The following is a 22,150-nucleotide window of genomic DNA, read 5'->3' on the forward strand; positions in this document are numbered from 1 at the left end:
ATTGGGCGATCGGCATGGATGTTATTGAGTGATCGGCATGAATGTTATTGAGCGATCGCCATGCGTGGGAATACGCAGAGTGATGGTGTTGCCGTATTGGGTGGTGAGGCGGTGCCGGTCAACCCCTGCTCCAAGTATGAGGACATGAAGTTCTCACCGGATGCCGATGGCGTCTACGAGTTCTATCTGAATATGGCGGGTGAAGCGCCGACTGTTTACGTCAAGAAGCCCTGATCTATCTCTGAGTGTTAAATCTCTCAGCAAATTAATCAGTTAAGTGCCCTGGCCCAGAAATCTGCTGGCCGGGGCATTTTTTTAGGTTAGAATCGGCGCCCTCATGACATCAGGTGTACTATATATTGTGCTGGTTTTTATATTTGGCACTATTGGTTGTGTTCTGTGCTGTTGTCATGATGTTGATGCATTCACATAAGGTTGATTGAAAATGGCTAAATCGAACCCGGTGCTGGAGAGTGAGCTTGGCTCCCGCCTTATTCCCATGCAGGAAACGTCCCTCGAGATCTGGGATAGCAAGTATCGCCTTAAGAACAAGGATGGTACTCCCATCGACAGCTCTATCGATGAGACTTACCAGCGGGTAGCCCGTGCGTTGGCAGAGCAGGAGCTGGAACCTGAGGCCTGGTATGAGCCGTTCCTGTGGGCGCTGCGCAATGGGGCCATTCCGGCGGGCCGCATTACCTCTAATGCGGGGGCGTTTGAGCACAAGCCTGCCACTTCAACCATCAACTGTACTGTTTCCGGCACCATCGAAGATTCGATGGACGATATCCTCGGCAAGGTGCACGAGGCCGGTCTGACCCTGAAAGCCGGGTGCGGTATCGGCTATGACTTCTCGACCCTGCGTCCGCGTGGGGCCTTTGTCTCCGGTGCTGGCGCTTATACCTCCGGCCCGCTCTCGTTCATGGATATCTACGACAAGATGTGTTTCACCGTCTCGTCAGCCGGTGGTCGTCGCGGCGCCCAGATGGGCACCATGGATATCCGCCATCCCGATGTGATCGAGTTTATTCAGGCCAAGCGTGAAGATGGCCGCCTGCGTCAGTTCAACCTCTCTCTGCTCATTACCGAAGATTTCGTCAAGGCGGTGAAAGAGGATGCGCCCTGGTCGCTGATCTTCCCCTACACCGCCAAAGAGGTAGAGCAGGACGGCATTGCGTTGGACGATCCCGCTCAGGTGCTCTGGGCCGACTGGCCCAACAAGGAAGGGGTGGTGTTCAACGAGCTGGGGCAGGTTGCCTGCAAGGTCTACAAGACCATGCCAGCCCGCAAGCTGTGGAATGTCATCATGACCTCCACCTATGACTATGCAGAGCCCGGCTTCATCCTGATCGACAAGGTCAATCAGATGAACAACAACTGGTTCTGTGAAGAGATCCGCGCGACCAATCCCTGTGGCGAGCAGCCGTTGCCACCTTACGGTGCCTGTCTGCTTGGCTCGGTCAATCTGACCAAGTTTGTACGCGACCCTTTTACTGAACAAGCTGCGTTCGATTGGCAGGCGTTTCGCAAGGTCGTGGCCATTTTCACCCGCATGCTCGACAACGTGGTGGAGATCAACCAGCTTCCGCTGGCCAAACAGCGCGAGGAGATCACCGCCAAGCGCCGTCACGGCATGGGTTTCCTGGGTCTTGGTTCGACCCTCACCATGCTGCAGATCAAGTACGGCTCCGCTGCGTCCGTTGCTTTTACCGAGCAGGTATCCCAGGAGCTGGCGATGACCGGCTGGCAGGAGTCCCTGCGTCTGGCAAGGGAGAAGGGCCCGGCGCCCATCATGGAGCAGGAGTTCGAAGTGACCGGCAAGATGCTGCGTCTGCGCCCGGAAATGGCAGCTGATGGCATCAAGGTGGGTGACAAGTTGAAGGGCAAGGTGCTGCACGCGCGCTATAGCCGCTATATGCAACAGGTTGCCGAAGTGGATCCTGCGCTGGTCGCCGAACTGGCCGAAGTGGGCGGGCGTTTCACTCACCACAGCAGTATTGCGCCGACTGGCACCATTTCGCTGTCACTGGCCAACAACGCCAGCAACGGCATCGAACCGAGCTTTGCTCACCACTACAGCCGCAATGTCATCAAGCCGGGCAAGAAGAGCAAGGAGAGTGTGGATGTCTACTCTTTCGAGCTGCTGGCCTACCGCGAGTTGGTGAACCCGGCCGCCATGCCTTACAGCGAAGAGGAGGCGAGCCGTCTGCCGGACTATTTCATTACTGCCGATGACATCAGCCCGGCCCAGCACGTGGACATACAGGCGGCGGCCCAGCGCTGGATCGACTCCTCCATCTCCAAGACTGCCAACGTGCCGACCGATTTCCCGTTCGAGCAGTTCAAGGATATCTACATGTATGCCTCGGACTCCGGCCTCAAGGGCTGCACTACCTTCCGCTTCAATCCCGAGGCCTTCCAGGGCGTGCTGGTGAAGGAGAAGGATCTGGAGAACACCCTGTACGACTTCACCCTGGAGGATGGCTCCGTCATCTCCGTCAAGGGGAACGAAGAGATCGAATACGATGGCGAGCTGCACACTGCCGCCAACCTCTACGACGCCTTGAAAGAAGGCTATTACGGTAAATTCTGAGAACGACATTATGGTCAAGAAGATCGACAAGAAAATCGTCGCCTACAAGGTGCGTACCAAGGATGAGCCGCAAGAAGATCTCTCTGCGCAGGATGACGTGGTGCACATGCACGAAACCGTGCTGCGCCCGGAGCGGCTGATGGGCACCACCTACAAGCTGAAGACGCCGGAGCATGTCTCCGAGCACTCCCTGTTCATCACCATCAACGACATCATTCTCAACGAGGGCACGGTTCACGAAACCCGCCGTCCGTTCGAGATCTTCATCAACTCCAAGAGTCTGGAGCACTACCAGTGGATCGTGGCGCTGACCCGCATCATCTCTGCCGTATTCCGCAAAGGGGGGGATGTCACCTTCTTAGTGGAGGAGCTGCGCTCGGTGTTTGATCCCAAGGGCGGCTACTGGAACAAGGGCAAGTATGTGCCATCGCTGATCGCCGAAATTGGCAACGTGATCGAGAGCCATCTCACCGAGATCGGTATGCTCAAGGCAACCGGACTGGATGAGCATCAGCAGGCGTTTCTGGCCGAGAAGCAGGCCGAGCTGAAGGCGACTCAGGATGCCGAAGAGCAGCAGGCGAACAGTGGTTTTCCGGCCAATGCCGCGCTCTGCTACAAGTGCCACACCAAGGCGCTGGTGCTGAAGGATGGCTGCATGACCTGCCTCAACTGCGGCGACTCCAAGTGCGGTTAACAGGCATTCCTGAGTAGCTGAACGATAGAAAAAAGACCGGCCACAGCGCCGGTCTTTTCATTGCTGTTTTTATGTGCAATCAAATCAGGCGGCCCAGTGATTTGTTGCGTGATAGTAAAATCGGGCGTAGCGTTGAGGGTAATAAAACTGTCACGGTCGTGTGGTTTCAATGACATCTGAGATTCACACACGTGGCACCTTCAGTGCCAAGGAGGATGCTTATGGACAATACGGACCGAAAGCTGTTTATCCTGGATACCAACGTTCTGCTTCACGAACCCCTCGCTATCTACTCCTTCAAAGAGCACGACGTGCTCATCCCCATGACGGTGCTGGAAGAGCTCGATAACATCAAGGATCGCAACAAGGATGTCAGCCGCGACGCGCGGGTGGCCATTCGTGCGCTGGAAGATGTGTTCCGCGATGCGACCCCGGATCAGATCACCCAGGGCGTTCCGCTGGCTGGCGAAGCGAGCGGCAATATCTGCATCTTCAGCGATCACCATCTGCCGCAGGATGCCGAGGTGTTTACCGACAAGGAGGCCGACAACCGCATCATCAACGCAGCCCTCTATCTGCAAAAGCACGAGTTGAAGCGTCAGGTGGTGCTGGTCACCAAAGACATCAACATGCGTCTCAAGGCCAAAGGGGCCGGGCTTGCCCACGTTGAAGATTACCGCAGCGACCAGCTGATCGACGATATCCGCCTGCTGGCCAAAGGTTTTCAGGTGGTGCCCGGCAGCTTCTGGGAGCGGGTAGGCGAATGCGAGAGCGAAACCCATGGCCGCGACACCATCCATGTGATCGATGCCAATCTGCTGGAAGGGGTTCACGTCAACCAGTACCTGATCGACGAGGAGAACTTCTTCGCCGCCCGGGTGCTCAGCCATGATGGCAACAAGATCCGCATCAAGGATCTCGGGCGCGAGCGGCTGATGTCCCGCAAGGCGTGGGGGGTGCATCCCAAGAACGTCTATCAGGGGATGGCCCTCGATGCCCTGCTCGATCCGCATATCGATCTGGTGATCCTGACCGGCCCGGCCGGTTGCGGCAAAACCCTGCTGGCGATGGCTGCCGCGCTGGAGCTGGTGATTGAGAAGGGCATTTACGAGAAGGTGATCGTCACCCGGAATACCCCAGAAATTGCCGAAAGCATCGGCTTCCTGCCCGGCACCGAGGAGGAGAAGATGATGCCCTGGTTGGCGGCGGTGACCGACACCCTGGAGGTGCTGCATAAGCAGGACGAGAACATGAGCGGCTCGCTCAGCTACATCATGGAGAAGGCCAACATCCAGTTCAAATCGGTTAACTTCATGCGCGGGCGCAGCATCCAGAACACCTTCGTGCTGCTGGATGAGTGCCAGAACCTGACCGCTTCCCAGATCAAGACCATCATCACCCGCTGCGGCGAGGGCACCAAGATCGTCTGCTCCGGTAACCTGGCCCAGATCGACTCCAACTACCTGAGCCCGGTGACCTCGGGTCTTACCTACATCGTCGAGCGTTTCAAGGATTTCGACGGCAGTGCCAACATCTTCCTCAACGGTGTGGTGCGCAGCCGACTGGCTTCGTTCGCCGAGGAAAACCTCTGATTTAACTGACCATCTTCATATGAAAAAGGGGAAGCCAAGCGGCTTCCCTTTTTTGATCATGGCGCGGCTTGGGTTGCAGAGGGCTTATTGGCCCAGATAGCGCAGCAGCCCCGGGTGGTTGCTGTTTTGCAGAATATCCGGCTTTCCCTGCAGGGCGATGCGTCCCTCGTCGACGAACAGCACCTGATCGGCGATAAGCTGGGCATCCTCCGGATTGTGGGAAACCATCAATACTGTGATGCCCTGCTCGCAGGCGAGGCGAGCCACTTCGGCCAGCATCTCCCTGCGCAGGGCGGGATCAAGGGCCGAGAAGGGCTCATCCAGCAGCAGCAGCGGTTTGCCTCGCACCAGCGCACGGGCCAGCCCGACTCGCTGTTGCTGACCGCCGGAGAGCTGCTCCGGCAGGCGGTTGAGCATCTCGCCAAGGCCAACCCGCGCGGCTGCATCGATCACCTGTGCCCGCTGGGCGGCACTGAGGCGCAGCCCCGGGTGCAAGCCGATGGCGATGTTGTCGAACACTGACAGGTGGAGGAAGAGGTTGTGATCCTGAAACAGGGTGGTGACCGGTCGCTCGGCGGGGCCCAGCGGCAGCAGATCTTCACCATCGAAACTGAGGCGGCCCGACTCCACCGGCACGAAGCCGGCGATCATCCCGAGCAGGGTCGACTTGCCCGCGCCGCTTGGGCCGATCAGCGCGGTGATCTCCCCCTTGGGCAGAGTCGCGCTGAAGCTGACGCGCCAGTCGGGGTAGCTGGTCACCAGCGTATCAATGTTCAGCATGTTTTCCTCCAAGTCCCCGTTCCACCAGCCAGAACAGGGAGAAACAGAGTGTGAGCAGCAGCAGAGCGGTAGCGGCTGCCTCGGTCAATCGATAGCTGCCGAGCTGCTGGTAGAGCAGCCAGGGCAGGGTGGTGAGCTCCTGACTGCCAAACATGGCGATGGCGCCGAGATCCCCCAGCGAGAGGATCATCGACAGCGCCATCGCCAGTGCCAGCGGACGGCGCAGCAGCGGCCACTCCACAAGCCGCAGGCGATGCAGGCCACGTACCCCCAGACTGTCCGCCAGCCGATCGTATTGGCGCACCACCAGCTGCATGGGGGCTGAGAGGGTGCGCATCACATAGGGCAGCGCCATCAGGGCGTTGACCAGCACTACCAGCCAAGGGCCAAGGGCAAAAACATCAGCAAAGGGCATAAACAGGATAAAGAGACCGGTAGAGAGCACCACTGCCGGGATCATCAGGATCATCGAGCCGCTGGCCTCCCACATGGCCGCAGCCCGCCGCTGGCGGGTGCGCACCTTGAGGTGACGGCTGGTGAGTAGCAGGCCGCTGCCGAGCAGAGTCGCCAGGGTGCCTGCTGCCAGCGCAATCAGCAGCGACTGGCCGCTTGCTTGCCACAGCTTGCTGGAGGTGAGCGCTGTCAGCAGCCCAGGGTGAAGGCCAGCCACCACGATAGCCAGCAGCGGTGGCAGAAAGATGGCGAGCCCGATACAGAGCGAGAGCAGATCCACCACGGCCGTGCCCGGCTGATGGCGATCCGGCCGCAGGCAGGGGCGACGGGGGGTAACCCTGCTGGCCGGGGTGCTCTGCAGCTTGTGTTGCAGGGCGAGCAGGGCGGCGGTCAGGATCAGCTGCACCAGCGCCAGTCCGCCCGCGGTGGCGAGATCGAAGTCAAAGCGCAGGGCCTGATAGACGGCCACCTCCAGGGTGGTGGATTTGGGCCCGCCCCCCAGTGCCAGTACGGTGGTAAAGCTGGTGAAGCAGAGCATAAAGATGAGGCTGGCCAGCCCCGGCAATATGCCGCGAATAAGCGGCCACTCCAGCAGCCGGAAGATATGGGATGAGCGCATGCCGAGCTGGCTGGCAAGGCGCCAGCTCGATTCGGGGATGCTCTCTATGCTCTGCAGCATCAGGCGTGCCGCCAGTGGCATGTTGAAGAAGACGTGGGCCAGCAGGATGCCGAACAGGCCGTAGAGATAATTGCCGGGATCCAGCCTCAGTGAGCGCAACAGTTGCGGTAGCCACCCTTGCTTACCGTGTACCGCCACGATACCGAAGATGGCGATGATGACAGGTAGTACCAGCGAGAGACCAAATAGCTTGATCAGCAGGGTTCGGCCAATGAAACGGCGCCGCGCCAGCGCGCGGGCCACCGGAATGGCCAGCCCGAGACTGAGCAGGGTGGAGAGCAGTGCCTGCCCCAGACTGAAGCCCAGCACATGACGCAGATAAGGATCTGCGATCAGGGTGCGGGGTGCCAGCGAACCGGCCTGCCACAGCAGGGCCGCCAGCGGCCCGAGGGATAACAGCAGGATCAATAGGGTGGCTGCACTGCCCGGCAACCACCAGAGGGGACGAGCCTGTAGTTTCAGATAACGGCTCACTGGGTGACGGCTTGCAGCCACTCGCGGATCCATCCTTTGCGATGGGCGGCCACCTCATCGGCGCTGAAGGCGAGCGGCTTGGCTACAGTGATCATCTGCTCGAAGCCCTTGGGCAGCGGCGTGTCGATGACCGGATACATCCAGTTGCCGGTCGGGATCTCGTTCTGGAAGGCGGGGCTCACCATAAATTGCAGGAACTGGTCAGCCAGCTTCTCCTGTTTGGCGCTTTTCAGCTTGGCGGCCACTTCCACCTGACGGTAGTGCCCCTCTTCAAACGCCGCAGCCTGATACTGGGGCTTGTTCTCGGCAATCAGGTGATAGGCCGGAGAGGTGGTGTAGGAGAGCACCATGTCCGCTTCGCCATCGAGGAACATGCCATAGGCCTCGGACCACCCCTTGGTGACGGTGACCGTCTTTTTGGCAAGCTCGGCCCAGGCGGCAGGCGCCTTGTCGCCGTAGACAGACTTCATCCACAGCATCAGCCCCTGCCCCGGGGTGGAGGTGCGGGGATCCTGATAGATCACCTTGATATCGGGGCGCTCCACCAGCTCTTTCAGGCTCTTGGGTGGCTGCTTGAGCTTCTCCTTGTCATAGACAAAGGCGAAGTAGCCATAGTCGTAGGGGACGAAGGTGTCATCCTGCCAGCCACCCGGCACCTGGATGCCATCCAGCTTGGCGGGATGGGGGGCGAACAGGCCGCTCTGCTTGGCTTCACTGATGAGGGCATCGTCGAGCCCCAGCACCAGATCGGCCTTGCTGTGGTTGCCTTCCAGACGCAGCCGGTTGAGGATGGCCACCCCATCTTCGAGGGGAACCAGATTGAGGGTGCAGCCGCACTCTTTCTCGAAGGCTTGTTTGATCTTGGGCCCCGGACCCCACTCGGCAGTGAAGGAGCTGTAGGTGTAGACGGTGAGGGTGTCGGCGGCGAACACATTGGCCGACAGCAGGCCGGTGGTGACCAGCAGCAGGGTCTTCATGGGTGGCACTCCCTATTACTTGTTAATAACGAGGTGCCAGCGGGTGAGGGCGCAAAAAATGAGCGCCATGCCTCAAATTCCTCCGCCAGCATTATCTGGATCAGGTACACGGGTATAATCTCAGCGGTAAACCGCACCCCGTTTGAGAAACGAACCGCATTGTATTAACGTTCTTTTGGGTAGACCAGCACAATTGTGCAATACCCATGAGATGACGCCCACCCAACAGAGGATGTTCGCGTGCTTACCAATACCAAGGAAAGGCGTGCCTTTGCGCGCATGGTCATCAATGCTCCGGTCACCGTCTATCAGCAGCAGCTGGTGCTGGAGGGGATCTGCCGGGATCTCAGTGCCAACGGCATGGGGATTGCGGTCTCTGAACACCAGCTCGACATCAATCAGCCCATCCGGATCAGTCTTGCCACCAACAACAACCTGTTGCCTCCCTTTGAAGCCCATGCCCGTATAATCCGGGTGCTGGAGGAGGAGAGCGGGTTGCTGCTTGCGGTAGAGTTTTTGCCTCAGAGTTAATCCTTTTTCTCCATCTCGGCAGAGGGAGGGGATTACCCTTTTTCCTGAACCGGCTGCACACTCAACTGCTTGCTATCGACCAGCGTTTTGCTGGTCGATGCTATTTGGCCCACAGGCAAGGTGGCGGGGCCAGTGGGTTCGAGCAGCAGGTAGTTCTGCCCCTGCCAGTTGAGGGTCACATCCCCCGGCTTGGCGGGCAGGTCAACGGCCAGCAGCGCATGGCCGGGGACGAACACCATGGCCTGTTTCAGCTCGGGAAAGAGCTGGGCCAGCATGGCGGCCATCAGGGTTACCTTGCTATCGCAGTCACCCCGGTTCTGCTCCAGCACCTGACGGGGCGGGAGAAAGCCTTTGCCCTGCCTTCCGTTCAGGCTATCGAGTTGCTGATAGGGGATGCTCTGGATAAAGGTGAGCATATGGGCCACGGTCTTCTGGCGAGCTTCCGTTTCTGTGCTGCCCTGCTGCTTGAGTTGATCCGCCAGCGGAGCCAGCCCGCTGCGACTCTCCAGCGCGATGCGCACATGATCTTGCTTCACTGCCAGCTGCCCGTCAGGGGGGGTGAAGTACTGGAAGTAGTGTTTGGTCAGCCACGCCTGCTCCTCTTTGCTCCGTTGTGACTCCAGAAAGGCCATCGCCTCGCGTGCCTTGTCCTGATTGCGGCTTTTCAGATGCAGCTCCAGCGAGGGGCGGGCGAGGGTGAACTGCACCTCGGGGTAGTTCTGGCGCACCTCCCGCAGCAACACCTGCAACACCTCCTCCTGCATTCTCGCCGGGCGATAGGCGATAAGGGGCGGCAACTTGCCCTGTTCGAGCCGGTAGGTGAGCTGTTGGGGTTTACCTTCGCTATCCTGCCAGCCGACGCTGATCTGGCCGAGGCTGTTGTTGAAGCTGGTTTGGCTGGCCCCCGCAGGCAGGGCAAGCAGCAGGGCACAGAGCAGAGGAATTGCCGTCGGTCTCTTCATCATCCTTTCCTGTGGCACGGGCCAGTTCCGGTGGCCCAAAATGGGAAGCGTAGCGGACAGTAAAACAGGGAGCCGAAGCTCCCTGTTGATTCTACTCGTTTTTTTGCAACTGGCGCGTTAAATCCAGCTCGGCTGCTTCGCTTCGAAGGTGCTGATGGCTGCCTCGTGTTGCAGAGTCAGGCCGATGGCATCCAGCCCGTTGAGCAGGCAGTAACGGCGGAACTCGTCGATCTCGAAGCCGAAGCTGATATCTCCGGCGCGCACCAGATTGGCCTCCAGATCCACCTCAATCTCGATGCCCGGCTTGGCGGCCACCAGCAGGAACAGGGCATCGACCTCCTCCTCCTTCAGGCGCACCGGCACCATGCCGTTGTTGATGGCGTTGCCGTAGAAGATGTCGGCAAAGCTCGGGGCTATGATGGTCTTGAAGCCGTAGTCGGCCAGCGCCCAAGGGGCGTGCTCGCGGCTCGAGCCACAGCCAAAGTTCTCGCGGGCCAGCAGGATGCTGGCACCGGCGAATTGCGGTTGGTTCAGCACAAACTCGGGGTTGGGCTGCTGGCCGGCATCGTCCAGGAAGCGCCAGTCGTGGAACAGGTGCTTGCCAAAACCGATGCGGTTGACCTTCTGCAAAAATTGCTTGGGAATGATGGCGTCGGTGTCGACGTTGGCGCTGTCGAGGGGGGCGACGATCCCTTTATGTTGCTTGAAGCCTGTCATCTTGTTCTCCTCGTAATTACAGCGCGCGAATGTCGGCGAAGCGGCCGGTGACGGCGGCGGCGGCGGCCATGGCCGGGCTCACCAGATGGGTGCGACCGGCACGGCCCTGACGCCCTTCGAAGTTGCGGTTGCTGGTGGAGGCGCAGCGCTCCCCCGGTTGCAGCCGGTCGTTGTTCATCGCCAGACACATGGAGCAGCCGGGCAGGCGCCACTCAAAACCGGCCTCGATGAAGATCTTGTCCAGACCCTCCGCTTCGGCCTGCGCCTTCACCTGCTCGGAGCCCGGCACCACCAGTGCCTGCACGCCAGCAGCCACCTTGCGACCGCGGGCGATGGCGGCGGCGGCGCGCAGATCTTCGATGCGGCTGTTGGTGCACGACCCGATAAACACCTTGTCGATGGTGACATCGGAGAGCTTCTGGCCAGGCTGAAGATCCATATAGGCGAGCGCCTTACGAGCTGACTGCTGCTCCATCAGATCGCTGAAGGATTCCGGTGCAGGAATGAGTTCATTGACGGCAATCACCTGACCCGGGTTGGTGCCCCAGGTGACCTGCGGGGCGATATCGGCGGCCTCCAGCACTACCTCGGCATCGAAGCGGGCACCTTCGTCGCTCTTGAGGCTCTGCCAGTAGGCGATAGCCTGCTCCAGTGCCTCGCCCTTGGGGGCAAACTCCTTGCCACGGATGTAGTCGATGGTGGTCTGGTCGGGGGCAATCATCCCCGCCTTGGCGCCCAACTCGATGGCCATGTTGCACACCGTCATCCGCCCTTCCATGGAGAGGCTCGCAATGGCCTCGCCAGCAAACTCCACCACGTAGCCGGTACCACCTGCGTGGCCAACCCGACCTATGATGGCCAGCACCACATCCTTGGCGCTGATGCCTGCGGCCAGCTTGCCGTTGACCAAAATGCGCATGGTCTTGGCCCGGCCCTGTTTCAGGGTCTGGGTGGCCATCACATGCTCCACTTCGGAGGTGCCGATGCCGAATGCCAGCGAGCCGAAGGCACCGTGGGTAGCGGTGTGAGAGTCGCCGCAGACGATAGTGGTGCCGGGCAGGGTAATGCCGAGCTCGGGGCCCATCACATGGACGATCCCCTGATATTTGTGGTTGAGATCGTAGAGGCGAACCCCGAACTCCTTGCAGTTGTCGGCCAGCGTCTCCATCTGGATGCGGGCCATCTCGCCAGAGGCGGCGATGTCCTTGGTGGTGGTGGAGACGTTGTGATCCATGGTGGCCCAGGTCAGATCCGGGCGGCGCAGCTGGCGGTTCATGGCGCGCAGGCCGTCAAATGCCTGCGGGCTGGTCACTTCATGCACCAGATGGCGGTCGATGTAGATGAGGGGGGTTTCCCCTTCCACTTCCCGTACCACGTGGGCGTCGAATACTTTCTGATAGAGGGTCTTGGCCATTGCTTCTCTGCTTCCTTGTTCTCTGTTATGCGGCTCAGATCCGGGCGGCGATCTGGCTGCCCATCTCGGATGTGCTCTGCACCGGATGGCGGGCGCTGGCCTGATGCAAGTCAGCGGTGAAGTAACCCTCGGCCAGGGTCTGGGCCACGGCCTGCTCGATGGCCTGGGCGGCAGCTTCCTGACCCAGGCTGTAGCGCAGCATCAGGGCAGCGGAGAGGATCTGGGCGATGGGGTTGGCGATCCCTTTGCCTGCGATATCGGGGGCCGAACCACCGGCCGGTTCGAACAGGCCGAAACCCGATTCGTTGAGGCTGGCGGAGGGGAGCAGTCCCATGGAGCCGGTGATCATGGCGCACTCGTCAGAGAGAATGTCACCAAACAGGTTGGAGCAGAGCAGCACATCGAACTGGGAGGGATCCTTGATGAGTTGCATAGTGGCGTTGTCGATATACATATGGTTGAGGGCTACGTCCGGATAGGACTTGGCGACTTGCGTCACCACCTCGCGCCACAGGATGGAAGAGGCGAGCACGTTGGCCTTGTCGATGGAGGTGACTTTGCTACGGCGTACCCGGGCAGATTCAAAGGCAATTTTGGCGATGCGCTCAATCTCGAAACGATGGTACACCTCGGTGTCGAACGCCTTCTCGTTCGCCCCTTCACCCTCGCGCCCCTTGGGCTGGCCGAAGTAGATGCCGCCGGTCAGCTCGCGCACGCAGGCGATGTCAAAACCGCGATCCGAGATGTCGGCACGCAGGGGGGAGAACTGCTCGAGACCGGTGTAGATACGGGCCGGGCGCAGGTTGCAGAACAGCTTGAAGTGGGCGCGCAGGGGCAAGAGGGCGCCACGCTCCGGCTGATCGTTGGGTGGCAGATGTTCCCATTTCGGGCCGCCGACCGAGCCGAACAGCACGGCGTCGGCCGCCTCGCAGCCTGCAATGGTACTCTGCGGCAGAGGGGTACCGTGGTTGTCGATGGCGATGCCGCCTACATCGTGGCGATCATACTCGAGGGCGAAACCGAACTTGGCCTGCACTTTTTCCAGCACCTTGACGGCCTCGGCCATCACTTCCGGGCCAATGCCGTCACCCGGTAATACTGCGATCCGATAACTGCTCATACTGTCTCCGTCTTGATAGTGTTATTTCGTTCCATCTGCTCGGCCACCTGATCGGCGCGCCAGATACTGTTGATGACATGCAGCAGGGCATGGGCCGAGGATTCGATGATGTCGGTGGCCAGCCCCATGCCGTGGAATTTGCGCCCTTTGTACTCGGCGACGATATCGACCTGACCGAGGGCATCTTCCCCTTCACCCTTGCTCTTGAGGGCATATTTGTCGATGCGGATCTCATAGCCGGTAATGCGGTTGATGCACTGGTAGACCGCATCCACCGGGCCGTTGCCGGTGGCCGCTTCGCACACCAGATCCTGCCCTACCTTCAATTTGACCGAGGCGGTGGCCAGTACCGAGCTGCCGCTCTGCACCCCGAGGTACTCCAGCTTGAAGTGCTCCGGCTCTTCGTGGATCTGGCTGAAGAAGGCCAGCGCTTCGAGGTCGTAGTCGAACACCTGCCCCTTCTTGTCGGCCAGGGTCAGGAACTTGCCATAGAGGTGGTCGAGGTCGTAGCTGCTCTCGGCATACCCCATGGACTCCATCCGGTGCTTGATGACGTGACGGCCGGAGCGGGAGGTCATGTTGAGGTTGTTCTGGGTCAGGCCAATGCTCTCGGGGGTGATGATTTCGTAGGTGTTTTTCGCCTTGAGCACCCCATCCTGATGGATGCCGGAGCTGTGGGAGAAGGCGTTGGCCCCGACGATCGCCTTGTTCGGCTGCACCGGCATGTTGCAGAGCTGGCTGACGAGCGTGCTGGTGCGATGAATTTCGCTGTGGCGGATATTGGTCTGCACCCCGAGCAGGTCGGCGCGGGTTTTCAGGATCATCGCCACCTCTTCCAGCGAGCAGTTGCCCGCCCGTTCGCCGATGCCGTTGATGGTGCACTCGATTTGGCGGGCTCCCATCTGCACCGCGCCGATGGAGTTGGCCACCGAGAGCCCCAGATCGTCGTGGCAGTGGACCGAGATGATGGCCTTGTCGATGTTGGGCACCCGGTTGAACAGGGTGTGGATGATGCCGGAGAACTCGGTCGGTACCGTGTAGCCCACGGTATCGGGGATATTGATGGTGCGGGCCCCCGCCTTGATGGCGGCCTCCACCATGCGGCAGAGATTATCAATCGGCGTGCGGCCTGCATCCTCGCAGGAGAACTCCACATCGTCGGTGTAGCGCAGGGCGTGCTTGATGGCGCCGACCCCCATCTCCAGCACATCCTCGAAGCTCTTTTTCAGCTTGCTCTCCACATGGATGGAGGAGGTGGAGATAAAGGTGTGGATGCGAAACGCTTCGGCGACCCGCAAGGCTTCACCGGCGGCATCGATATCTTTGGGCAGGGCGCGGGCGAGGGCGCAGACCCGGCTGTTTTTGATGTGGCGGGCGATGGTCTGCACCGATTGAAAATCGCCGGGAGAGGAGACCGGGAAGCCCACCTCCATGACGTCGACACCGAGTCGCTCCAGTGCCTGGGCGATCTGCAGCTTCTCCTTGACTGTCAAACTGGCCGCCAGGGCCTGCTCACCATCACGCAAGGTGGTGTCGAATATGATGACCCGATCTGACATGTGACTTCCCTCTTCCTAAGTTCGGTAACGTGCATCCTGCGGCGGCATAAAAAAACCCGTGCAGGGTGCACGGGTTTTTGTAAATTCCGGCTATGCCTTAGCCCGGCTACAAGGATCCCGCGCGAGTTAACGCGATTAGGGAAATTAGTAGTAGCGGGGTGGCGATACGCATGACGTTGTTATTCCTTCCAGTCGATAACGCTTTTACCAATATCGAGATTTTTATGCTGTGTCAACACGGAAGGTCAGGGGCAATCTGCTGACGTATTTAATCGGATTGTAAAGGATTGCAAATTTCCTTGTCCCATATTCGGCCCATGACCGATTATCTGGTCATTCCTGCTGTGCTCTATTCTCTGCACAACCAGATCGACTTATCAGCATTGGCTGAATTATCTGAGGTGTTAAATGGAAAAACGTAGACCTGGTCGTCCGGTCGGACGTTCTGACATTCGTGACAAGTTGCTTGCTGCCGCCCGTGAGCGTTTTCTCAATACTCCCTATAGCAAGGTGACTACACGCGAAATCGCGGAGCTTGCTGGCTCCAATCTGGCAATGATCCACTACTACTTCGGCAGTAAAGAGGGTCTTTACAAAGCGGTGCTGGGCGATGTCGCCGAGCCCCTCGATCATGCCTGGCAAGATGAAAACAGCAATCACAGCCTCAACGAGCTGCTCAACACCTACTATCAGGTGATGGCGCCCAACAGCGAGCTGACCTCTGCCATCTCCAGCGCATTGTCAACCGAGAAGAGCCCGGGCCGGGATTTTGTGCTGAACCGCCTGCTGGAACGTCAGCTGCCGCAGTTCGATGCCCTGCTGGAAACCATGAAGTCCAACGGCGAGCTGGGTGACAACCTGGATCCCGAGATGCTGAAGATCTCCTTCCTCAGCATGATGTGGCAGCCGTTCGTGATGAAAGATCTCTACGAGCAGGTGTTTGGCCTGAAAGTGGATGAGCACTTCATGGCCCGTCTGGCGGACCACAACTGCCGTCTGATGGAGACCGGCCTGCGCGGCAGCCACTGATTTTGCCGCAACATCGAGATTAAAAAGGGCCATTAGGCCCTTTTTTCATAAATCTGTTATCCCTCGTTCAACGTAACGTCATCCCGCTTTCCTACTCTGCAAGCAGCATTCAGGGAAGGAGGGGCTATGAACAAGATCCAGCAATGGGACCTGCAGGTGTGCCGGGTCTGCCTGCTGCACGGGTACAACCGGCAGCAAGCGAGGGTGAGTCGTCTTGTTTCCCGCACCGGTGATGGCCCGCTGTACGCCGTGCTGGCCGCCCTGCTCTGGTGGCAGGGAGAGGCAGAGCAGGAACTGGTACGACTGGCGCTGCTTGCCTTCGCCATCGAGCTGCCCCTCTATCTGCTGCTGAAAAACAGCCTGAAACGGCAACGGCCTATCGGCTTGCCGGTCTTTATCACTCCTTCCGATCGCTACAGCCTCCCCTCCGGCCACACCGCCGCCGCCTTCTTGATGGCCACCATACTGGCGACCGGCTTTCCGCTCTGGGCGCCCCTGCTGTTCGGCTGGGCGGCGCTGGTGGGAGCATCCCGGCTACTGCTCGGGGTGCACTACCTGAGCGATCTGGTGGCCGGCGCCCTGTTGGGTGGCGGTTGCGCCGTGCTGGCGCTCGGCTGGAGCCACTCATGAGGATACTGTTTGGTGTGCAAGGCACTGGCAACGGTCATATCAGTCGCAGTCGCACCCTGGCGCGGGCGCTGCGCACTGCAGGGGTCGAGGTGGATTATCTCTTTAGCGGCCGTCCTGCCGAGCGCTACTTCGACATGGAGGAGTTTGGCGCCTACCGCGCCTTTGCCGGGCTCACCTTTGTCAGTCACGAGGGGCGAGTCTCGCCGTGGCGCACCCTACAGGCCGCCTCGCCGCTCACCTTCTGGCGGGATCTGCGGGCTCTCGATTGCAGCGCATACGATCTGGTGGTGAGCGATTTTGAGCCGCTGACCGCCCACGCCGCCCGCCGCTATGGCAAGCCGAGCCTCACCATCAGTCATCAGGCCAGCTTCAACTGGCCCATTCCGCGCTGGGGGGAGGACGGGGTCAGCCGCCAGCTGATGCGCCACTTTGCTCCTGTGGATCAGCCGCTCGGGTTGCACTGGTTTCACTTTGGTCACCCCTTGCTGCCGCCGGTGATCGACCCCATCGCCGCTGCGCCGGATAACGGCGAGATCCTGGTCTATCTGCCGTTCGAGCAGACCGAGGCGATTGCCGCCCTGTTGTCGCGCTTTGGCCAGCAGCGCTTCGTCTGCTTTCACCCCGCCATCCGCACCCCGAGCCAGTGGCGCAATTTGCGCTTCGAGCCGCCGTCGCGGCACGGGTTTGTCGCCGTGCTGACCGGTTGTCGCGGCGTCATCTCCAACGCGGGTTTCGAGCTGGCTTCCGAAGCGCTCACCCTCGGCAAGAAGCTGCTGGTCAAACCCCTCGGCGGCCAGTTCGAGCAGCTGACCAACGGCAAGACGCTCGAGATGATGGGGCTGGCGACCCTGATGGATGTGCTCGATGCCAATCTGGTGCGCACCTGGCTCGACAGCGCTTCGCCGGGGGCGGTTTGCTACCCCGATGTAGCGGGGGAGCTGGCCCGCTGGCTGGCGGCGGGAGCCGACGAGAGCGTAGCCTCTCTGTCACGGCGGCTCTGGGCGCGCACCCTGTTTCCGGAGGAGGTGAGTGATCGCCTGAGCGAGCTGGATGGGGGCGACTGTTTATCCAGCTGCTGGTTATCGCAAGTGAGCGTTGTTGACTAGACTGAAAGGCGATCCCACCAAGGAGAGGACGGAGCAAATGCGCTTTACCAATGAGAATGGCGAAACCATGACGCTGGCGGACAATCTGACCCTGCACGAGTTGCTCGATATGGGTGTCAGCATCTCGGTCAGTGAAGAGGCCGATCCGGATCAGCAGATCTGGCTGGCTGAGCCGGATCAGGACAACTGAGTCATCATCCGGTATCAAGCCCACCGCTGAGCGGTGGGCTTTTTTGTGGCTGTTTTTCCCCTCAGCGGAATGATCCGCTGGCCATTCCCCTACTTCCTTCCCGTTTGTCTCATGGTCGCTGCGGCAACTCATTGAATGTTAATAGCCGGTTGAAATCTATGACTGTTCTGGTCAGACAAAGCCGTGGACAACCGTTCATTGGCGGGTTAAGTTGGTTTTTCACCCGATTTTCGGGTGAATGACGGAAAAATCCTTTTTTTCACCTGTCGACGGGGCTGAATCGGGCCGATCTGCATTCAGATAACAACAAGAAACGGATCGGGCCGTGCCGGGAAGCACGGCATCGTCGGCGGGATTCGCTAAACGGAGCAAAGCCTGGAGGGCTTTATCATGGAGATGTTATCAGGCGCCCAGATGGTGGTTAGAGCGCTGGAAGATCAGGGAGTTGAGCACGTCTTCGGCTACCCTGGTGGCTCAGTGCTCGACATCTATGACGCTCTCTTCGAAAACGGCAAGATGGAGCATGTCTTGGTGCGGCATGAGCAAGCCGCGGTTCACATGGCTGACGGCTACGCCCGTTCCACCGGCAAGGTGGGGACTGTGCTGGTAACGTCTGGCCCGGGAGCGACCAACTGCATTACCGGTATTGCCACCGCCTATATGGATTCCATTCCGCTGGTGATCCTCTCCGGCCAGGTGCCGACCAGCATGATCGGTGAGGATGCGTTCCAGGAGACCGACATGATCGGTATCTCCCGCCCGGTGGTGAAGCACAGCTTCCTGTGCAAGAAGGCGAGCGATATTCCCGAGGCCATCAAGAAGGCCTACTACATTGCCGCCAGCGGCCGCCCGGGGCCGGTGGTGGTGGATCTGCCCAAAGATGTGCAGAACCCGAAAGAAAAATTCCCCTATCAGTATCCCGAGTCGGTCTCACTGCGTTCCTACAACCCGACCAAGTCCGGCCACAAGGGCCAGATCAAGCGGGCAGCCAAGCTGCTGGTGGATGCCCAGCGCCCGGTGATGTATGTGGGCGGCGGTGCCATCAACGCCAATGCGGATCATCTGGTAACCAAGCTGGCCGAGCTGCTGAACCTGCCGGTGACCACCACCCTGATGGGACTGGGGGCCTTTTCCGGCATCCATCCGCAATTTATCGGCATGCTGGGGATGCACGGCACCTTCGAAGCCAACAAGACCATGCACAACGCGGATCTTATCTTCGCCGTGGGTGCCCGCTTCGATGACCGCGTCACCAACAACGTGGCCAAGTTCTGCCCCAACGCCACCATAGTCCACATCGACATCGACCCCACCTCCATCTCCAAGACGGTGCAGGCCCATGTGCCCATCGTCGGCTCGGTGGAAACCGTGCTGGAGCAGATGCTGGAGGTGATCCGCGAGTGTGGTTTCGATAACGACAAGGAGGCGCTGGCGGACTGGTGGAGCCAGATCAACCAGTGGCGCTCCCGTCACTGTCTGGCCTACGAAAAATCGGCTACCCAGATCAAGCCGCAGCAGGTGATCGAGACCCTCTACAAAGTGACTCAGGGGCAGGCGTTCGTTGCCTCCGACGTAGGCCAGCACCAGATGTTTGCCGCCCTTTACTACCCGTTTGCCAAGCCGCGCCAGTGGATCAACTCAGGTGGCCTCGGCACCATGGGCTTCGGCATTCCGGCTGCCATGGGCGCCCAATTTGCCAACCCGGACTCGGTGGTCTGCTGCGTCACCGGCGATGGCTCGGTACAGATGAACATTCAGGAGCTCTCGACCTGCTTGCAGTACGGGGTGCCCATCAAGATCATCTCCATCAACAACCGTGCCCTTGGCATGGTCAAGCAGTGGCAGAAGATGTTCTACGGCGGTCGTCACAGCCACTCCTACATGGAGTCGCTGCCGGACTTCGTCAAACTGGCGGAAGCCTACGGCCACGTCGGTATCGCGGTGAGCGATCCGGCCGAGCTGGAGAGCGCCATGGAGAAAGCCTTCGCCATGAAGGATCGGCTGGTGTTCATGGATATCTCGGTCGACCCGGATGAGCACGTCTATCCGATGCAGATCAAGTTTGGCGCCATGGACGAGATGTGGCTGAGCAAGACGGAGAGAACCTGATGAGACACATCATTTCAGTACTGCTGGAGAACGAATCCGGCGCTCTGAGCCGCGTGGTGGGCCTCTTCTCCCAGCGCGGCTACAACATCGAGACCCTGACGGTGGCCCCCACCGAGGATCCCACCTTGTCGCGCATGACCATCGTCACCATGGGTGACGAGCGGGTGCTGGAGCAGATCCAGAAGCAACTGCACAAGCTGGTGGATGTGCTCAAGGTGTGCGACTTGAGCGAAGGGGAGCATATCGAGCGGGAGATCGCGCTGGTCAAGGCGCGCGCCGCCGGTGGAGCCCGTGACGAGCTGAAACGGTTGGCGGATATCTTCCGTGGCCAGATCGTCGACGTCACCCCGGAGCAGTACACTGTGCAGCTGGTGGGCACCAGCGAGAAGCTGGATGCCTTTATCAAGACTGCCGCCCAGACCAACGAGATCATCGAAGTAGTGCGCTCCGGCGTCTGCGGTATCTCGCGGGCGGACAAGGCGCTGCGGCCCTGATGGCTGGCGGGACAGCTGATGATGCGTCAGCTGCCGCAGAGGAAAGGAAAGAGGGCTCTGCGGAGCCCTCTTTGTTTGGTTTTGCTTGACGAGGGTAGAGGTGATGTTCGGTATTCATGATCTGGCACTGTTTATGGTTTCGGGGCTGCTGCTCAATATCATGCCGGGGCCCGACTCCCTGCTGGTCATGCTGCGCAGCGGCTCGCAAGGGTGGCGTGCCGGTTCGGTCGCGACCCTTGGCATCGGCACCGGTGTCATGGTGCATGTGCTGGCGGCTGCACTCGGCTTGTCGGCTCTGCTCAGTGCGTCGGCCGAGTTGTTTGCCCTCATCAAGTTGGTTGGCGCCATCTACCTCATCTATCTGGGATTCTCTCTGCTGCGCCAGCAGGCAACAGGATCAAGGGAGAGAGGGGCCACTCTGCCTGCACTTTCTTATGGCCAGATTTACCGGCAAGGGGTGCTGACCAATGTGCTCAACCCCAAGGTGGCGCTCTTTTTCCTCGCCTTTGTGCCCCAGTTCATCGTGCCGGATGCCCCCGACAAGGCGCTCGCCTTTATTCTGCTCGGCTGCATCTTCAATCTGGGCGGCATCATCTGGTGTCACCTGCTGGTCTTTACCACCGTCTATGCCAGCCACAGGGTACGGTTATCCCAGCGTCTTGGCCGCTGGCTCAACCGCGGCATCGGCACCCTGTTTGTCGGACTCGGGATCAAGCTCGCCAGCGACTAGCGTGCCGCTTTCTGACCTGGGGCAGGTTATCGTGCGCGGCGCTGTGGTATGGTCGGCAGTCAGCTGCGGGGTCTTCCCCGCGCGCTCTTATCAACGCCAGCACCACTGGCCGCAGCTGCGAGATCCCTTGCCCAGATGAACATCGCCCGGCTCAAGAACTTTACCGAGATTGTGAAGAACAACTTCAATATCTCGGCGACGGCGGAGAAGCTCTACACCTCCCAGCCCACCCTCAGCAAGCAGATGAAGATGCTGGAAGATGAGCTGGGGCTCGCTCTCTTTACCCGCAAGGGGAAGAATCTGGTCGGCTTGACCAGCGCAGGCGAGAAGGTGATGGAGCTGGCCAAGGGGGTAGTGGCGCAGGTGGAGCAGCTCAACCAGCTGTCGCTGGGAGAGCAACTGGCCACCAGCGGGGTGCTGCGCATCGCCACCACCCACACCCAGGCGCGCTACAAGCTGCCCGCGGTGATCACCGAATTCAGCCGTCGTTATCCCGAGGTGGCGATCCAGCTCCATCAGGGGGCGCCCGCCCAGCTGGCCCAGATGGTACAAAGCGGCGATGTGGATATGGCGATCGCCACCGAGTCCATGTATCTGTTCGACGAGCTGGCTGCCGTCCCCTGTTATCGCTGGGGGCGCAGCGTGGTGGTGCCGCACGGTCATCCGTTGATCGACTGCCAGCCGCTGTCGATGGCCGATCTGGCCCGCTATCCCCTCATCACCTATGTGTTCGGCTTTACCGGCCGCTCCAAGATGGACAAGGCCTTCAGCCGCCACGGTCTGTCGCCGAAAATCGTGCTGACCGCCACCGACACCGACGTGATCAAACATTACGTCCGGCTCGGGATGGGGGTCGGGGTGATTGCCAGCGTGGCCTTCGACGAGGGTGATCGGGAAGATCTGGTGAGCCTCAATATCGACCACCTGATCGCCTCGAGCGCCACCCATATCTGCCTGCGCAAACATGCTCACCTGCGCGACTATATGTACGACTTTATCCACCTCTACGCCCCCCATATCAGCCGGGAGACGGTGCAACTGCACCTTATCAACCAGCCGCCTGCCGCCAATATGGCGGAGCTGCCGTGGCTCTAGCCACGGGTTGTTTGCCGCGCACAGAGCAAACATGCAGAGATAAAAAAAGAGAGGCCTTGGCCTAATGCCAGTCAGTTAAGCCTGACTGGCATTGTTTTTATTGGCTTTTTGCACCGCATACTTTTGCGGTCTTACCTTCACACTGCGGGGGTAACTCCGCTCCCTTCGCTCCGGCAAGACAAACTGCCCCGCCTGCTTATCCAGCTCCGCCACCCGCTTCGG

General features: G+C 60.0%; 21 protein-coding genes, 2 pseudogenes and 1 riboswitch. Of the genes and pseudogenes, 13 read left to right on the plus strand and 10 right to left on the minus strand.

Annotated elements, in window-relative coordinates; all coding sequences use genetic code 11:
• Positions 1-78: 78 nt before the first annotated feature.
• The 3 genes and pseudogenes from OKC40_RS18960 to OKC40_RS18970 all read left to right on the plus strand — a co-directional run.
• Positions 79-234, plus strand: a pseudogene (locus OKC40_RS18960) (pullulanase); the annotation flags it as partial.
• A 211-nt stretch (positions 235-445) separates the two neighbouring features.
• Complete coding sequence (locus OKC40_RS18965; protein ID WP_270796598.1) at positions 446-2,593, plus strand: adenosylcobalamin-dependent ribonucleoside-diphosphate reductase; 2,148 nt, start codon at positions 446-448, stop codon at positions 2,591-2,593.
• 10 nt (positions 2,594-2,603) lie between these two features.
• A complete protein-coding gene (locus OKC40_RS18970) occupies positions 2,604-3,287 on the plus strand; it encodes a TSCPD domain-containing protein (protein ID WP_139710432.1) in 684 nt (227 codons plus the stop codon).
• Here the strand turns inward: OKC40_RS18970 and OKC40_RS18975 are convergent.
• The gene (locus OKC40_RS18975; protein WP_270796599.1) at positions 3,284-3,463 is read right to left on the minus strand and encodes a hypothetical protein; all 180 of its coding nucleotides are present in this window, start codon (positions 3,461-3,463) and stop codon (positions 3,284-3,286) included. The genes OKC40_RS18970 and OKC40_RS18975 overlap by 4 nt on opposite strands.
• A gap of 45 nt (positions 3,464-3,508) precedes the next feature.
• Between OKC40_RS18975 and OKC40_RS18980 the strand changes: the two genes are divergently transcribed.
• Positions 3,509-4,879, plus strand: coding sequence for a PhoH family protein (locus tag OKC40_RS18980; protein WP_042010873.1), 1,371 nt, complete (start codon positions 3,509-3,511; stop codon positions 4,877-4,879).
• Between the two features lie 84 nt (positions 4,880-4,963).
• Here the strand turns inward: OKC40_RS18980 and thiQ are convergent, their stop codons facing one another.
• Genes thiQ through thiB form a run of 3 tightly spaced genes read right to left on the minus strand, consistent with a single transcriptional unit; the run spans position 4,964 to position 8,242 of the window.
• Positions 4,964-5,659 (minus strand): thiamine ABC transporter ATP-binding protein, encoded by a 696-nt coding sequence (gene thiQ / locus OKC40_RS18985; RefSeq protein WP_236296132.1) that lies wholly within the window; start codon positions 5,657-5,659, stop codon positions 4,964-4,966.
• On the minus strand, positions 5,646-7,265 hold the full coding sequence (gene thiP / locus OKC40_RS18990) for a thiamine/thiamine pyrophosphate ABC transporter permease (RefSeq protein ID WP_270796625.1): 1,620 nt from the start codon (positions 7,263-7,265) through the stop codon (positions 5,646-5,648). The genes thiQ and thiP overlap by 14 nt, the downstream gene beginning before the upstream one ends.
• Complete coding sequence (thiB, locus tag OKC40_RS18995) at positions 7,262-8,242, minus strand: thiamine ABC transporter substrate binding subunit (RefSeq protein WP_270796605.1); 981 nt, start codon at positions 8,240-8,242, stop codon at positions 7,262-7,264. Before thiB ends, thiP begins: the two co-directional genes overlap by 4 nt.
• Positions 8,243-8,302: 60 nt before the next feature.
• Positions 8,303-8,393, minus strand: a riboswitch (TPP riboswitch).
• A gap of 89 nt (positions 8,394-8,482) precedes the next feature.
• Between thiB and OKC40_RS19000 the strand changes: the two genes are divergently transcribed.
• On the plus strand, positions 8,483-8,773 hold the full coding sequence (locus OKC40_RS19000) for a PilZ domain-containing protein (protein ID WP_005341197.1): 291 nt from the start codon (positions 8,483-8,485) through the stop codon (positions 8,771-8,773).
• 32 nt (positions 8,774-8,805) lie between these two features.
• On the opposite strand, the gene OKC40_RS19005 is transcribed toward OKC40_RS19000, so the two are convergent.
• The 5 genes from OKC40_RS19005 to leuA all read right to left on the minus strand — a co-directional run bounded on the left by OKC40_RS19005 (position 8,806) and on the right by leuA (position 14,545).
• A complete protein-coding gene (locus OKC40_RS19005; protein ID WP_270796626.1) occupies positions 8,806-9,735 on the minus strand; it encodes a transglutaminase domain-containing protein in 930 nt (309 codons plus the stop codon).
• Between the two features lie 117 nt (positions 9,736-9,852).
• Positions 9,853-10,452 (minus strand): 3-isopropylmalate dehydratase small subunit, encoded by a 600-nt coding sequence (gene leuD, locus OKC40_RS19010; protein WP_270796607.1) that lies wholly within the window; start codon positions 10,450-10,452, stop codon positions 9,853-9,855.
• Between the two features lie 16 nt (positions 10,453-10,468).
• Positions 10,469-11,866: a 3-isopropylmalate dehydratase large subunit gene (leuC, locus tag OKC40_RS19015; protein ID WP_270796608.1), complete on the minus strand. Its 1,398-nt coding sequence runs from the start codon at positions 11,864-11,866 to the stop codon at positions 10,469-10,471.
• A gap of 34 nt (positions 11,867-11,900) precedes the next feature.
• On the minus strand, positions 11,901-12,986 hold the full coding sequence (gene leuB / locus OKC40_RS19020; protein WP_270796610.1) for a 3-isopropylmalate dehydrogenase: 1,086 nt from the start codon (positions 12,984-12,986) through the stop codon (positions 11,901-11,903).
• A complete protein-coding gene (gene leuA, locus OKC40_RS19025; RefSeq protein ID WP_235462010.1) occupies positions 12,983-14,545 on the minus strand; it encodes a 2-isopropylmalate synthase in 1,563 nt (520 codons plus the stop codon). Before leuA ends, leuB begins: the two co-directional genes overlap by 4 nt.
• Before the next feature lie 408 nt (positions 14,546-14,953).
• Between leuA and OKC40_RS19030 the strand changes: the two genes are divergently transcribed.
• The 8 genes from OKC40_RS19030 to OKC40_RS19065 all read left to right on the plus strand — a co-directional run bounded on the left by OKC40_RS19030 (position 14,954) and on the right by OKC40_RS19065 (position 21,928).
• Positions 14,954-15,574 carry a TetR/AcrR family transcriptional regulator gene (locus tag OKC40_RS19030; protein WP_270796615.1) on the plus strand — a complete coding sequence of 207 codons (621 nt, stop codon included), beginning with the start codon at positions 14,954-14,956 and terminating at the stop codon, positions 15,572-15,574.
• Positions 15,575-15,700: 126 nt separating this feature from the next.
• Positions 15,701-16,204 carry a phosphatase PAP2 family protein gene (locus OKC40_RS19035; protein WP_270796617.1) on the plus strand — a complete coding sequence of 168 codons (504 nt, stop codon included), beginning with the start codon at positions 15,701-15,703 and terminating at the stop codon, positions 16,202-16,204.
• Entirely contained in the window at positions 16,201-17,310 is a 1,110-nt protein-coding gene (locus OKC40_RS19040; protein WP_270796618.1) for an MJ1255/VC2487 family glycosyltransferase, read from the plus strand. Before OKC40_RS19035 ends, OKC40_RS19040 begins: the two co-directional genes overlap by 4 nt.
• A gap of 37 nt (positions 17,311-17,347) precedes the next feature.
• The gene (locus OKC40_RS19045; protein WP_270796620.1) at positions 17,348-17,500 is read left to right on the plus strand and encodes a hypothetical protein; all 153 of its coding nucleotides are present in this window, start codon (positions 17,348-17,350) and stop codon (positions 17,498-17,500) included.
• A 390-nt stretch (positions 17,501-17,890) separates the two neighbouring features.
• Positions 17,891-19,609, plus strand: coding sequence for an acetolactate synthase 3 large subunit (locus OKC40_RS19050; protein WP_111808649.1), 1,719 nt, complete (start codon positions 17,891-17,893; stop codon positions 19,607-19,609).
• Positions 19,609-20,103, plus strand: a complete 495-nt coding sequence (ilvN, locus tag OKC40_RS19055) for an acetolactate synthase small subunit (protein ID WP_005311605.1) — start codon at positions 19,609-19,611, stop codon at positions 20,101-20,103. The genes OKC40_RS19050 and ilvN overlap by 1 nt, the downstream gene beginning before the upstream one ends.
• A gap of 103 nt (positions 20,104-20,206) precedes the next feature.
• Positions 20,207-20,833: a LysE family translocator gene (locus tag OKC40_RS19060; RefSeq protein WP_270796624.1), complete on the plus strand. Its 627-nt coding sequence runs from the start codon at positions 20,207-20,209 to the stop codon at positions 20,831-20,833.
• Positions 20,834-20,968: 135 nt separating this feature from the next.
• Entirely contained in the window at positions 20,969-21,928 is a 960-nt protein-coding gene (locus OKC40_RS19065; protein WP_182970427.1) for a LysR substrate-binding domain-containing protein, read from the plus strand.
• Between the two features lie 75 nt (positions 21,929-22,003).
• Here the strand turns inward: OKC40_RS19065 and OKC40_RS19070 are convergent.
• Positions 22,004-22,150 (minus strand): annotated as a pseudogene (locus tag OKC40_RS19070) (IS4 family transposase); the annotation flags it as partial.

The organism is Aeromonas sp. QDB11 (assembly GCF_027705265.1).
In the GTDB taxonomy this organism is placed as follows: domain Bacteria; phylum Pseudomonadota; class Gammaproteobacteria; order Enterobacterales; family Aeromonadaceae; genus Aeromonas; species Aeromonas allosaccharophila.

Coding starts and splice junctions, on each gene's coding strand:
- OKC40_RS18965 (WP_270796598.1), top strand. CDS start 446: ATGGCTAAATCGAACCCGGTGCTGGAGAGTGAGCTTGGCTCCCGCCTT.
- OKC40_RS18970 (WP_139710432.1), top strand. CDS start 2,604: ATGGTCAAGAAGATCGACAAGAAAATCGTCGCCTACAAGGTGCGTACC.
- OKC40_RS18975 (WP_270796599.1), bottom strand. CDS start 3,463: ATGTCATTGAAACCACACGACCGTGACAGTTTTATTACCCTCAACGCT.
- OKC40_RS18980 (WP_042010873.1), top strand. CDS start 3,509: ATGGACAATACGGACCGAAAGCTGTTTATCCTGGATACCAACGTTCTG.
- thiQ (WP_236296132.1), bottom strand. CDS start 5,659: ATGCTGAACATTGATACGCTGGTGACCAGCTACCCCGACTGGCGCGTC.
- thiB (WP_270796605.1), bottom strand. CDS start 8,242: ATGAAGACCCTGCTGCTGGTCACCACCGGCCTGCTGTCGGCCAATGTG.
- OKC40_RS19005 (WP_270796626.1), bottom strand. CDS start 9,735: ATGAAGAGACCGACGGCAATTCCTCTGCTCTGTGCCCTGCTGCTTGCC.
- leuD (WP_270796607.1), bottom strand. CDS start 10,452: ATGACAGGCTTCAAGCAACATAAAGGGATCGTCGCCCCCCTCGACAGC.
- leuC (WP_270796608.1), bottom strand. CDS start 11,866: ATGGCCAAGACCCTCTATCAGAAAGTATTCGACGCCCACGTGGTACGG.
- leuB (WP_270796610.1), bottom strand. CDS start 12,986: ATGAGCAGTTATCGGATCGCAGTATTACCGGGTGACGGCATTGGCCCG.
- leuA (WP_235462010.1), bottom strand. CDS start 14,545: ATGTCAGATCGGGTCATCATATTCGACACCACCTTGCGTGATGGTGAG.
- OKC40_RS19030 (WP_270796615.1), top strand. CDS start 14,954: ATGGAAAAACGTAGACCTGGTCGTCCGGTCGGACGTTCTGACATTCGT.
- OKC40_RS19035 (WP_270796617.1), top strand. CDS start 15,701: ATGAACAAGATCCAGCAATGGGACCTGCAGGTGTGCCGGGTCTGCCTG.
- OKC40_RS19040 (WP_270796618.1), top strand. CDS start 16,201: ATGAGGATACTGTTTGGTGTGCAAGGCACTGGCAACGGTCATATCAGT.
- OKC40_RS19045 (WP_270796620.1), top strand. CDS start 17,348: ATGCGCTTTACCAATGAGAATGGCGAAACCATGACGCTGGCGGACAAT.
- OKC40_RS19050 (WP_111808649.1), top strand. CDS start 17,891: ATGGAGATGTTATCAGGCGCCCAGATGGTGGTTAGAGCGCTGGAAGAT.
- ilvN (WP_005311605.1), top strand. CDS start 19,609: ATGAGACACATCATTTCAGTACTGCTGGAGAACGAATCCGGCGCTCTG.
- OKC40_RS19060 (WP_270796624.1), top strand. CDS start 20,207: ATGTTCGGTATTCATGATCTGGCACTGTTTATGGTTTCGGGGCTGCTG.
- OKC40_RS19065 (WP_182970427.1), top strand. CDS start 20,969: ATGAACATCGCCCGGCTCAAGAACTTTACCGAGATTGTGAAGAACAAC.